Source organism: Bacillus sp. FSL K6-1005 (assembly GCF_038000225.1).
GTDB classification, from domain to species: domain Bacteria; phylum Bacillota; class Bacilli; order Bacillales; family Bacillaceae; genus Bacillus; species Bacillus mojavensis.
On record NZ_JBBOBP010000001.1, the window covers coordinates 283450 to 296015 of the forward strand.

Annotated in this window: 10 protein-coding genes; 5 read left to right on the forward strand and 5 right to left on the reverse strand. The window is 45.1% G+C overall.

What is annotated here, in order from left to right; genetic code table 11:
* The first annotated feature begins 73 nt into the window (after window positions 1-73).
* The 3 genes from NST16_RS01360 (at window position 74) to NST16_RS01370 (ending at window position 5904) form a co-directional block, all read left to right on the forward strand.
* The gene (locus NST16_RS01360) at window positions 74-1888 is read left to right on the forward strand and encodes an assimilatory sulfite reductase (NADPH) flavoprotein subunit (RefSeq protein WP_268449192.1); all 1815 of its coding nucleotides are present in this window, start codon (window positions 74-76) and stop codon (window positions 1886-1888) included.
* A 25-nt stretch (window positions 1889-1913) separates the two neighbouring features.
* Window positions 1914-3632 (forward strand): assimilatory sulfite reductase (NADPH) hemoprotein subunit, encoded by a 1719-nt coding sequence (gene cysI / locus NST16_RS01365; RefSeq protein WP_286057973.1) that lies wholly within the window; start codon window positions 1914-1916, stop codon window positions 3630-3632.
* Between the two features lie 259 nt (window positions 3633-3891).
* Entirely contained in the window at window positions 3892-5904 is a 2013-nt protein-coding gene (locus NST16_RS01370) for a Na+/H+ antiporter (RefSeq protein WP_168748735.1), read from the forward strand.
* Between the two features lie 46 nt (window positions 5905-5950).
* On the opposite strand, the gene yvgO is transcribed toward NST16_RS01370, so the two are convergent.
* On the reverse strand, window positions 5951-6436 hold the full coding sequence (gene yvgO, locus NST16_RS01375; protein ID WP_010331869.1) for a stress response protein YvgO: 486 nt from the start codon (window positions 6434-6436) through the stop codon (window positions 5951-5953).
* Between the two features lie 244 nt (window positions 6437-6680).
* Between yvgO and pgoN the strand changes: the two genes are divergently transcribed.
* Window positions 6681-7511 carry a glyoxal/methylglyoxal reductase gene (gene pgoN / locus NST16_RS01380; RefSeq protein ID WP_095714057.1) on the forward strand — a complete coding sequence of 277 codons (831 nt, stop codon included), beginning with the start codon at window positions 6681-6683 and terminating at the stop codon, window positions 7509-7511.
* A gap of 15 nt (window positions 7512-7526) precedes the next feature.
* Here pgoN and modB read toward each other — a convergent pair whose 3' ends face one another.
* Entirely contained in the window at window positions 7527-8237 is a 711-nt protein-coding gene (gene modB / locus NST16_RS01385; RefSeq protein ID WP_326329860.1) for a molybdate ABC transporter permease subunit, read from the reverse strand.
* Window positions 8209-8991, reverse strand: coding sequence for a molybdate ABC transporter substrate-binding protein (modA, locus tag NST16_RS01390; RefSeq protein WP_268449196.1), 783 nt, complete (start codon window positions 8989-8991; stop codon window positions 8209-8211). Before modA ends, modB begins: the two co-directional genes overlap by 29 nt.
* A gap of 110 nt (window positions 8992-9101) precedes the next feature.
* Here modA and NST16_RS01395 point away from each other — a divergent pair, with 110 nt between their 5' ends.
* Window positions 9102-10028: a substrate-binding domain-containing protein gene (locus tag NST16_RS01395; RefSeq protein WP_268471569.1), complete on the forward strand. Its 927-nt coding sequence runs from the start codon at window positions 9102-9104 to the stop codon at window positions 10026-10028.
* Window positions 10029-10055: 27 nt separating this feature from the next.
* Here the strand turns inward: NST16_RS01395 and NST16_RS01400 are convergent, their stop codons facing one another.
* Window positions 10056-11915 carry an LTA synthase family protein gene (locus NST16_RS01400; RefSeq protein WP_340883634.1) on the reverse strand — a complete coding sequence of 620 codons (1860 nt, stop codon included), beginning with the start codon at window positions 11913-11915 and terminating at the stop codon, window positions 10056-10058.
* Between the two features lie 101 nt (window positions 11916-12016).
* The gene (locus NST16_RS01405) at window positions 12017-12499 is read right to left on the reverse strand and encodes a metal-dependent hydrolase (RefSeq protein ID WP_286057979.1); all 483 of its coding nucleotides are present in this window, start codon (window positions 12497-12499) and stop codon (window positions 12017-12019) included.
* Window positions 12500-12566: the final 67 nt, after the last annotated feature.

Here is a 12566-nt window from a genome sequence, read left to right on the forward strand (position 1 = left end):
GCGATGTGTCTTCCGGTAAAGTTCAATTAGATACTATTTCGATCAGTTTATACAATTTTGTGAGGTGGATACGTTGCAACTTCAGGTCATGAACAGTCCGTTTAATCAGGAGCAGGCAGAGCTCCTTAACCGCCTTCTGCCAACCTTGACAGAATCTCAGAAAATTTGGCTGAGCGGCTATTTATCAGCGCAATCTGTTTCCGTACTGGAAACAACGGGGGCGCCGGCTGCTGAGTCTGCGGGTGTTACGGCACCGGCCATTTCAAAAGAAGTCACCGTTCTTTACGGTTCACAGACGGGAAACGCACAAGGGCTTGCAGAGAACGCCGGCAAGCAGCTTGAGGAGCGAGGCTTTCAAGTTACCGTTTCATCGATGAGTGATTTTAAGCCGAACCAGCTCAAGAAAATTAACAATCTTCTGATTGTCGTCAGTACGCATGGCGAAGGCGAGCCGCCTGATAACGCACTGTCGTTTCACGAATTTTTGCACGGAAGACGGGCGCCTAAGCTTGAGGATCTTCGCTTTTCTGTTTTGGCGCTTGGTGACAGTTCATACGAATTCTTCTGTCAGACAGGAAAAGAATTTGATCAGCGCTTGGAAGAGCTTGGCGGGAAACGAATCTCTCCGCGCGTTGATTGTGATTTGGACTATGATGAGCCGGCTGCTGAATGGCTGGAAAGTGTATTTGAGGGCTTAAGTGAAGCCGAGGGCGGAAGCGCCGCGCCTGCGCCGGCAGCAGCGCCTCAAACTGGTGAATCTGCGTATTCAAGAACAAATCCGTTTCGGGCGGAAGTGTTAGAAAATTTAAATTTAAACGGCCGCGGATCAAATAAAGAAACACGCCATGTGGAATTGTCTCTTGAAGGATCAGGCCTTACGTATGAACCTGGTGACAGCCTCGGCGTCTATCCGGAAAATGATCCGGAGCTTGTCGATGCGCTGCTTCAGGAAATGAATTGGGATCCCGAAGAGATTGTGACGCTGAATAAGCAAGGCGATGTCCGTCCGCTGAAAGAAGCGCTGATTTCCCATTATGAAATTACTGTTCTCACAAAGCCGCTTCTTGAACAGGCTGCTCATTTGACGGGAAGCGAGGAGCTTAGAGAGCTTTTAGCACCGGGAAATGAGGGGAAAGTGAAAGCATATATGGAAGGGCGCGATTTGCTTGATTTGATCCGGGATTATGGCCCGTTCAGTGTAACGGCGCAAGAATTTGTATCCATTCTTCGAAAAATGCCGGCCCGCCTCTATTCAATTGCGAGCAGCTTATCCGCAAACCCGGATGAAGTGCATTTAACGATTGGTGCAGTCCGGTACGACGCGCATGGCCGCGAACGAAAAGGCGTCTGCTCGATTTTATGCGCTGAGCGTCTGCAGCCGGGAGACACACTGCCGGTTTATGTCCAGCATAATCAGAACTTCAAGCTTCCGAAGGATCCTGAAACACCAATTATCATGGTCGGCCCTGGGACAGGCGTTGCGCCGTTCCGTTCCTTTATGCAGGAACGAGAGGAGACGGGAGCTGAAGGAAAAGCATGGATGTTCTTCGGTGATCAGCATTTTGTTACAGATTTCCTTTATCAGACAGAGTGGCAGAATTGGCTGAAAGACGGCGTGCTTACAAAAATGGACGTTGCGTTTTCACGCGATACGGAAGAAAAAGTGTATGTGCAGCACCGCATGCTTGAACAGAGTGCAGAACTGTTTGAATGGCTTCAAGAAGGAGCGGCTGTTTACATTTGCGGAGATGAAAAGTACATGGCACACGATGTCCATAACACCCTTTTAGAAATTATAGAAAAAGAAGGCAATATGACCCGTGAAGAAGCGGAAGTTTATCTTGCCGATATGCAGCAGCAAAAACGTTATCAGCGTGATGTATACTGATTTGACCTGAAAGGAGTTTTTCAACATGGTGACCAAAATCTTAAAAGCACCGGACGGCTCTCCAAGTGACGTCGAGCGCATTAAAGAAAAAAGCGATTATTTGCGCGGCACACTGAAAGAAGTGATGCTGGATCGGATCAGTGCGGGAATTCCGGATGATGATAACCGCCTGATGAAACACCACGGCAGTTATTTGCAGGATGACCGGGACCTCCGCAATGAACGCCAAAAGCAAAAGCTTGAACCGGCTTATCAGTTCATGCTGCGTGTCCGTATGCCGGGCGGCGTATCAACGCCTGAGCAATGGCTCGTGATGGATGATCTTTCACAGAAATACGGTAACGGCACTCTAAAGCTGACGACTCGTGAGACGTTCCAAATGCATGGGATTTTAAAATGGAACATGAAAAAAACCATTCAGACGATCCACTCGGCTCTTCTGGATACAATCGCAGCTTGCGGAGATGTAAACAGGAATGTCATGTGCACATCGAATCCTTACCAGTCTGAAATCCATTCTGAAGTATACGAATGGTCCAAAACATTAAGTGATGATCTTCTCCCTCGGACGAGAGCGTATCATGAAATTTGGCTTGATGAAGAAAGAGTGGCCGGCACACCTGACGCAGAAGAAGTCGAGCCAATGTACGGGCCGCTTTACCTGCCGCGGAAATTCAAAATCGGTATTGCGGTTCCGCCGTCAAACGATATTGATGTCTTTTCTCAGGATCTCGGATTCATTGCAATTGTGGAAGATGGCAAGCTTATCGGATTTAACGTGGCAATCGGCGGCGGTATGGGAATGACGCACGGCGACAAAGCGACATATCCGCAATTAGCCAAGGTAATTGGATTCTGCCGCCCTGAACAAATGTATGACGTTGCTGAAAAAACAATTACGATTCAGCGAGACTATGGAAACCGTTCCGTCCGTAAAAATGCCCGTTTCAAATACACAGTTGACCGCCTCGGTTTGGAAACAGTGAAAGAGGAATTGGAAAATCGTCTCGGCTGGAGCCTGGAAGAAGCGAAGCCGTACCATTTTGACCATAACGGCGACCGCTACGGCTGGGTAGAAGGCATTGAGGATAAATGGCATTTTACGCTGTTTGTCGAAGGCGGCCGCGTGACGGATTACGAGGATTATAAGCTGATGACAGGCTTGCGTGAAATTGCTAAAGTTCATACAGGTGATTTTCGTCTGACAGCCAATCAGAACTTGATTATCGGTAACGTTTCAAGCGAGAAAAAGGACGAAATCAACGCGTTAATCGACCAATACGGTTTAACTGACGGGAAGCATCATTCAGCGCTCCGTCGCAGCTCTATGGCATGTGTCGCACTTCCGACCTGCGGATTGGCAATGGCTGAAGCAGAACGTTACTTGCCGTCCCTTTTAGATAAAGTAGAAGAGATTATTGACGAAAACGGTCTTCGTGATGAGGAAATTACCATTCGCATGACAGGCTGCCCGAACGGCTGCGCCCGCCATGCGCTCGGAGAGATTGGATTTATCGGAAAGGCGCCTGGCAAATATAATATGTATCTAGGCGCTGCGTTTGACGGCAGCCGCTTAAGCAAAATGTACCGCGAAAATATCGGAGAAGAAGACATTTTGAGCGAGCTGCGCGTCCTGCTTTCCCGCTATGCGAAAGAACGCGAGGAAGGCGAGCACTTCGGTGATTTCGTCATTCGCGCCGGTATCATTAAAGCGACAACTGACGGCACGAATTTTCATGATTGATTATAGATACGAGAGACAGGGAGGATTGCCCTGTCTCTTTTTCATTTTGCTTTACGGCAAAAAAGTTCACCATGAGCATATCATGAGAAAAAATACCCTAAAAAGGGTACTATAAAAGAAGACTAGTGTGGAGGAGACTCCTGCGGAATCCAGTATGGGATGTAAGGCCATCTTTTATCTTTTGCAAGCCTAAGCCTCTTCGGACAAATATTGATTAACTCATCATGCAGATACGCAACAGATTAAGGAGGTTATGCATTTGGACATATTTTTAGTCGTCCTTGTTTTACTGGCTATTATTGCGATTTCTAACATTGTCAATCGGTTTATCCCGTTTATTCCAGTGCCTCTGATTCAGGTGGCGCTTGGGATTATTGCCGCCTCATTTCCACAGGGGCTTCATTTTGAATTAAACACGGAATTGTTTTTCGTTTTGTTTATTGCGCCTCTTCTATTTAATGATGGAAAGAGGACGCCTCGGGCGGAGCTTTGGAATTTAAGAGCCCCCATTTTATTGCTTGCACTTGGCCTTGTATTTGCCACTGTGATTGTAGGAGGATACACGATCCACTGGATGATTCCTGATATTCCGCTGGCAGCGGCCTTTGGACTGGCAGCCATTCTTTCACCGACTGATGTTGTCGCTGTCAGCGCATTATCAGGAAGAGTGAAGATGCCCAAAGGAATTCTGCGCCTGCTTGAAGGGGAAGGACTGATGAATGATGCATCAGGTCTGGTTGCCTTTAAGTTTGCGATTGCCGCAGCGGTTACCGGGGCATTTTCATTGGCCCAAGCAGCTGTCAGCTTTGTGTTTATTTCTGTTGGCGGCCTTTTGTGCGGGGTTGTGATTTCGTTCTTGATTATCCGCTTTCGTCTATTCCTGCGCCGCCTTGGCATGCAGGATGTCACGATGCACATGCTGATTCAAATTCTGACGCCGTTTGTGATTTATTTGGCAGCGGAGGAAATCGGTGTTTCCGGCATTTTAGCAGTTGTGGCAGGCGGTATTACGCATGCGGTTGAACAGGATCGTCTCGAATCGACGATGGTCAAGCTGCAAATCGTCTCATCAAGTACGTGGAATATTATTTTATTTATTTTGAACGGTCTTGTCTTTGTCATCCTTGGCACACAGATTCCGGATGTCATTTCCGTCATTTTTAATGATACAGCGATCAGCAACATGAAAGTGATCGGCTATATTCTGGTCATTACATTTACGTTAATGCTCCTCAGATTTCTGTGGGTGCTGTTTTTCTGGAACGGCAAGTGGTTCTTTAATAAAGATCAAACCATTTATAAGCCGGGACTTCGTTCTACACTGTTGATTTCCATTTCAGGTGTGCGGGGAGCAGTTACGCTTGCAGGTTCATTCTCCATCCCATATTTCTTGGAAGACGGCACACCGTTTCCGCAAAGAAATCTGATTCTCTTTTTAGCCGCAGGCGTCATTTTATGTACGCTTGTCATCGCCACCGTTGTGCTTCCGCTTCTGACTGAAAAAGAAGAAGATGACGAAGAAAAAAATAAGAAGCTGCTGACGGCGAGACGCAAGCTGATTAAAACGGCTCTCAAAACGATTAAAGAAGGCATGAATGATACAAACAAAACGGCGTCTCTTGCGGTCATTGCTGAATACAATGAGAAAATGAAAAACCTTCGTTTTCAGCAATACACAACGTCAACCCGCATAAAAAAGTATGAACGGAAAATCCGCGCTCAAGGGATTAAAGCCGAGCAAGAAGAACTGATGAAACTGCTGGAGCGGGGAGACATCCCGGAAGAAACGGCAAACGCTCTGCAGGAACGGTTTAATGAATTAGAAATTTTGTATGCCAACCCGTTTAAAGTCGGTTTATCAAAGACAAGGCTGAAACGGCTGATGCATTGGATTTTCTTCGGAGAGCATAAAAAGCCGGAGATGTCGATTTTAAACGAAGAGGGATTAATGAGAGCAACTAGAGTTAAAACGGCTAAAGCCGCGCTTGAACATTTGGAAAAGCATATACCGGAAGAACATAAGGAAGTATTTTTATCTGTCATCTCGTTTTATAAACAATTAATTTTCAGATTGAAGCACAGCCATCACGAACATAAATCGAGCGCCCATTTCGAAAATCAGAAGCTGGAAGTGAAGCTGAAGGCTGTGCAGGCGATCAGAAATGAGATTCAGACACTCTTTGAGGAGCGGGAAATTTCCCGGGACATCTCTCATGAGCTTCGCCAATATATTAATGATGTGGAAGCCGCAATGCTAGAAGGCGGCGAATAACTTCAAGAAAAAAAGCTGGCATCGGATGCCAGCTTTTTTCTATAGGTTAGGGGCGATGGAATTCGACAGTGTTGTCATGCCGGTCGAACCAGCCTCTGAAGGCCCAGTTGATCCAGCCGCCGTCTCCTTTGTTTGTGAAGCTTCCGTCTTCAAATACCCAAATGCCGTACGTAATGCCGTCATATACGGCCGAGCCGTAAAACTGCACACCATTTAAATGATCTTCATATTCCTGGCTTAAGTTAAAAACCATGACGTTATATTTTTGGCCGGAAGCGTAGAAGGAAGATTCCATGAGATTTTTCACAAAACCATCGCGGTTCTGGGCTGATTTAATGGCATCTGAAATTTGGTTGGCAATTCCAAGCAAATCAAGGTTAACGTTTAAACCGACTTCTGCGGCAGCAGTTCCGGCGGTTGTTTTCTGTGAGATCTTCGGTGCGGGATTTTCCTCAGCAGAGGCAAGGGAAAAAGGGGCAATTGTCAAAGCGGCGCCAAGAGCAATAGTCATTGGGATACGAATACGTTTCAATTTGTTTCCTCCTCTATGTTTTTGTGGGCTACAGTATTCGCTTACCCTGCTCGCTGTCTAACTAATCTTATAATTGATAAAATAGGAAAAAATTAGCGCTAATGCTCATTATTTACTATGAGATGAAATTCATCCTTATGAAAAAAGAAGCAATAAGAGGCTCTTAAGCGTATTATTGGTATCTGCTGAGAGGAATGTGAGATAATATAGGCGCTTACATTTCAATGAAAGGGTGGATGTTCAAGTGGCAACAAGTTTAAAAGATACTGTAAAGCTACATAACGGAGTTGAAATGCCTTGGTTCGGTCTTGGTGTTTTTAAAGTAGAAAACGGCAGTGAAGCGACTGAATCTGTTAAAGCTGCGATTAAAAATGGCTACCGCAGCATTGATACAGCGGCTGTCTATAAAAATGAAGAAGGTGTAGGCATCGGCATCAAAGAATCCGGTGTTGCAAGAGAAGAGCTCTTCATTACGTCAAAGGTATGGAATGAAGATCAGGGCTATGACACAACGCTTGCTGCCTTTGAAAAAAGCCTGGAAAGACTTCAGCTTGATTATTTAGACTTATATTTAATCCACTGGCCTGGCAAGGATAAATATAAAGATACATGGCGCGCGCTTGAAAAGCTGTATAAAGACGGCAAAATCCGCGCGATCGGCGTCAGCAACTTCCAAGTTCATCATTTAGAAGAGCTTTTGAAAGATGCTGAAATCAAACCGATGGTGAACCAAGTTGAATTTCACCCTCGTTTGACGCAGAAAGAATTAAGAGACTACTGCAAAAAGCAAGGCATCCAGCTGGAAGCATGGTCTCCGCTTATGCAGGGGCAGCTGCTTGATAACGATGTGCTCACACAGATCGCTGAAAAATATAATAAATCTGTAGCACAAGTGATTTTGCGCTGGGATCTTCAGCATGAAGTTGTAACGATTCCAAAATCCATTAAAGAACACCGTATTATCGAAAACGCTGATATTTTTGATTTTGAATTGTCTCAAGAAGACATGGACAAAATTGATGCGTTAAATCAAGATGAACGTGTCGGTCCAAACCCCGATGAGCTTCTGTTTTAATCAAAAACTCCCCGTCTAAGTACGGGGAGTTTTTTCATGTGTTTTTTTCAGTTGAATCAAAAACAGCATTAGAAAGGAAATCACGATGATACAGATGACCCAAGCCCACGCAAGTGTGTTGTTGCCGGAATCCAAAGCCACATAAATGGCCGTCGGCAGTGTTTGGGTAACACCCGGGATATTCCCGGCAAACATCAAGGTGGCGCCGAATTCACCGAGTGCCCGCGCCAGGCTGAGGATGCTTCCGGTCAGCAATGATGGATATGCCAGCGGAATGGAGATATGGATAAACACCTTCCATCTGCTTGCGCCGTCTACCATTGCCGCTCCCTCTATATCAGGGTCAATATCGGAAAATCCAGTTTTGGCCGATTGATACATAAGCGGAAAAGCTACGATAGCAGAAGCAATCACAGCGGCCCACCAGGTGAAAATGACGGGTTGGTGAAAGATCCATTCGATCGCTTGTCCGATGAAGCTGTGCTTTCCAAAAATGACAATCAAAATAAAACCGACAACGGTGGGCGGAAGAACGAGAGGAAGCATAAAAATCGTTTCGAGTGCAGTTTTTCCGAAAAATGATGCCCGCGCCATCCACGCTCCCGCCAATGTTCCGAGAATGATCACCGCGATTCCAGCGACCGCCGCCACTTGAAAGGAAAGCGCAACCGGCGTCAAAAATTCTGAAGTGCTGATGTTATGCAGCAGTAAAACCATATTTCTCAAACACTTTCATCGCTTCATCTGTTTGCAGATAATCGTAAAATTCCTTCGCTTCCTTATGGTGTTTCGTATCTTTTACAATTCCTAACGGATAAACAATCGGGCTGTGTGTGTCAGCTTTTGCCTCGTCGACGATTTTGACTTTCTTAGAGATCAGCGCGTCCGTTTTATAAACGACGCCTGCGTCTACATTGCCTGTTTCTACATATGAAAGAACCTGGCGAACGTCTTTTCCGTAAACGATCTTATCTTTTATTTTGTTCCATAAAGACAGCTTTGTCAGTGATTCTTTTCCATAAGCTCCTGCCGGAACGGATTCCGGGGTTCCAAGAGCGATTTTTTCTGAATCAGTCAGATTGTCGAAGCTTTTGACAGGTGAATCTCCGTCTTTTGGCACGACCAGCACAATTTCATTTCCGACTACATCAGTGCTGTCTTTTTTAGCGATATCCCCATCATCTACAAGCTTTTGGAATTTGTCCTCAGCGGCTGAGAAGAACAGATCAGCCCCAGCTCCTTGAGAAATTTGCTTTTGTAAGGCGCCTGATGAGCCAAAGTTATCTTGGATCGTAATATTGTGATGGGTTTTCTCATAATTCTTTTGAATTTCCTCGAGTGCATCCTGGGCACTGGCAGCTGCTGAAACAGTTAAGGTCACTTCTTTCTCATTGTCACTTGATGACTGGCTGGCAGAGCAGCCTGATGCAAGCAGAAAAACAGTTAATGCTGCGGTCAGAATGGAATACTTCTTAAACATGATTGCACCCCTTATGATTAGTTATATCTAATTATAACGGATTATGTTTGGGTTATGTGGGTTTTTATACATTCTCCGAAAAGGTATAATGAAATAGGAGAGTGATGATAATGAATGAAACCTCTTCCTATACGATAGAAGAAGTTGCTGGTCTGCTGAAGGTATCAAAGCTGACCGTTTATGATTTGATTAAAAAAGGCATGATCCCTGCTTACCGTGTCGGAAGGCAGATGCGTGTCGATGAAGCAGATTTAAAGCAATATAAGGCAAACATGAGGATGTCTCAGCCGGTGTCTACACACGAAGAGCCAAGAAAGGCACAGGAGCCGATGCCGGAGGGCAGGCAGAATGTCGTTATCAGCGGACAGGATATATCGATGGATCTGCTCAGCAAGCATTTGGAAAATGCCATTCAAGAGACGCCGCTCCGCCAATACAAAGGCAGCTTAAACAGCCTGATTGACATGTACCAAGGCAAATGCGACATTGTCAGCCTGCATCTGTACGATGCGGAAACCGCTCAATATAACACGCCTTATGTCAAACGCATTCTGTCAGGCGAACCGTTTTGTCAGATGAATGTTGTTCTTCGCAAAGCCGGCCTATACGTTCAAAAAGGAAATCCAAAAAATATACAAGGCTGGAATGACCTGAAACGAACTGACATCCGCATCATCAACAGAGAAAAAGGATCGGGCGCAAGAGTGCTGCTTGACGAACAGCTTGGTCTGCTTGGTGTGACGCCTTCAGATGTCAAGGGGTACAGTGACACTGTGACTGATCATTATGCTGTTGCCTCCCAAGTCTCAAGCGGACAGGCAGACGCGGGAATCGGGGCGCAGCACGCGGCACATATGGGAAGCGTTGATTTTATCCCGCTCATCGAGGAGCAATACGACGTTGTCATTTTGAAAAAACACCAGCAGCTGCTTAAAGCTGTAAAGAGCATCTTGAAATCGGAAGACTATAAGGCCAACCTATCTCATCTCAATGGCTATCAAACGAAGCTGACAGGCAAAGTGATATACGAAACATGAAAAAAAATCCCTCTAAGAGGGATTTTTTTATTGACCATAAAAACGCAGAAGGTCTCCGTTTAACATTTTATCAGAGAGAGACAGCTCTTCATTTGCTTTTTCCTTATAGGGAGTGCACGCATCTTGGTTTTCTAACACTTCTCCTGTTTTTTGGCTGTAGCATGTGTTTTTCGTATACACATAGTCGTTCGTGATAAAGCTGCCGTTTCTCAGCACGGCAAATGGCGTTCGGTCGTTTGACAGCAAATCATTGCCGAACTGAATATCACCTTTTGTATTGAATCCGAGCAGGTGCATCAGAGTCGGCCTGACGTCAACCTGCCCTCCGGCATCGGAGATTGTTTCCGGATTTTGATCAGTGATTCCAGGAATATGAATGATAAACGGCACCCGCTGAAGCTGGACGGTGTCATACGGCGTAATGTCACTTTTTCCTAAAAACTCTGCCAGGGCTTTATTATGGGCTTCTGAGATGCCGTAATGATCTCCCATAAAGACAATCATCGAGTTTTCGTATAAGCCTTCTTCCTTGAGCTTTTTGATAAAATGCTTCAGTGCTTCATCCTCATAGCGAACCGTCGTCACATAGCGGTTTAACAGGTCGCTGCTTGAATCATATTCATCAATCAGCTGATCCTTTTCGTCAATTTCAAACGGAAAATGGTTCGTCAATGTGATGAAATTGCTGTAGAACGGCTGCGGCAGGCTTTTCAGTTTACGAGCTGACTGTTCCAGAAATTCCTTATCCTTTAAACCCCAGCCTGTTGAGGTTTCAGGAGTCACATGGAATTCATCGACATCAAAAAAGCGGTCAATCCCAAACGTTTCATACATCACATCTCTGTTCCAAAATGTCTTATGATTGGCGTGAAAGACGGCTGAATAATAATCATGCTGCTTGAGTGATTTGTACATCGTATGAAATTGATGGTCGCTTTTCGTAAAAAAGACGGCGCCGCTTAGGGAAGGGTATAGAGAGTTAGCGACGATAAATTCCGAATCAGACGTTTTGCCTTGCTCTGTTTGCTGATAAAAATGATCAAAGGTATAGCTCTTCTTCATCAGGTCATTCATGAACGGGGTAATTTCTTTTCCGTTTACCTTTTCATTCAGAACAAAGCTTTGAGTCGATTCAAGCGTCACAAAAATCACATTCCGTCCCTTTGCCAGTCCGAACTTGCTTTGATTGGGCTTGCTGTAGTCAGCCTCAGTGTAGTTTTTGATTGTAGAGAGGCTGTCTTCATCGGCAAATGCCTTCGCACTCATATTGACAGTCTGAGAAATGGTATCGTAGATGTGAAACTGAAACAGACCAATACTTTTGACGAGCACTTCCCGATCGAAGGAATGGGCCAAGAGCTTCGGCTGTTCAATTTCGGCAAGCCCCAGCGTACATATAAGAATCCCGCAGGAAGCGGCATAGTACCGTTTGACCGTACGAGGGTTCGCTTTTGACTCCGGTCTCTTTTCTTTTCTGGAGGAGAGCAGCAGAAGAAAAGTCAAATCCGCAAACAGAGCGATGAACAAAGGATTAAACAGCTCTTTTACACTGCTGCCCATATCGCTCATGTTGCTTGCCTGAAACAAAACCGGGATGGTAATAAAATCGATATAAAAGCCGTAAAAAATCGTGTTGGAGATCAAAATGGCAGTCAGAACCAAATTGGCAATCAGCAAAAAGCTGCGCTGCTTGCTGCCCTGTAAAAGCAGGCCAATTCCAAATAGAGGGAGTATGAAGCTAAGCGGATTGATCAGCAGAATCAGCTCCTGTAATAGAGAGTCGGTCTGCAAATCAAAGCCCAGTTTATAGATCACATAAGTTTTGATCCACATGAATAAGATGGATAAACTTAAAAAACGCTGATTGTGAAAAAAGGTTCCTTTCATCAATTTATAACTCCTCACGTTTTCTTGAACATCTGCCATGAGATGCTTCTTATGTAAAACCTACTAAAAACAGTCTTCTTAGACAAGCATCAGCACTCGGTTTAAAACATGCGCCCATGGAACAGTATATAAAAATAATAGCATGATGCTATTGTCAGACCGGCCAACACAAGCTGTTCGGAAAAACTGCCTGTCTTCATATACAGCGGCAGCCGTATGCGAATGGTTGAAGGGAATAACAATTTGATGCCATTCACTGTCCAGGCATCCAGAACCAAGTGGCTTGCCATTCCGATCATCAGCCCTGCTGATATGTTTTTATCTGGAATATATGTAGCTGTGATAAAAAACATGATGAGCAGAAACAGCAGGCTGTGTGTAAAGGTGCGATGGCCAAATACGGAACTTACTATTTTTGATAAGATAGGAAATCTTCTTCCGATTTTACTTTGTGTGTGGCAGATGTCGGGAATTAATGCGCCAACCGCGCCGGACGCCGCCATGAGTACTGGGTCAAATCCATAATAATAAGCTGCTGCGGTACAAGAAGCGATGCCTCCCATGATGTGTGTTTTTCCTGTCATTTCCCCGCTTCTCCTTTATGTTTTGCAAAAATCTCTGAATTACAAATATATCAAGAGAATGTATGTT

What these genes read in the sequence shown, in the direction of transcription:
- NST16_RS01405 (WP_286057979.1), bottom strand. Translation starts at nt 12,499, where the DNA reads ATGACAGGAAAAACACACATCATGGGAGGCATCGCTTCTTGTACCGCA.
- cysI (WP_286057973.1), top strand. Translation starts at nt 1,914, where the DNA reads ATGGTGACCAAAATCTTAAAAGCACCGGACGGCTCTCCAAGTGACGTC.
- modA (WP_268449196.1), bottom strand. Translation starts at nt 8,991, where the DNA reads ATGTTTAAGAAGTATTCCATTCTGACCGCAGCATTAACTGTTTTTCTG.
- NST16_RS01395 (WP_268471569.1), top strand. Translation starts at nt 9,102, where the DNA reads ATGAATGAAACCTCTTCCTATACGATAGAAGAAGTTGCTGGTCTGCTG.
- NST16_RS01400 (WP_340883634.1), bottom strand. Translation starts at nt 11,915, where the DNA reads ATGAAAGGAACCTTTTTTCACAATCAGCGTTTTTTAAGTTTATCCATC.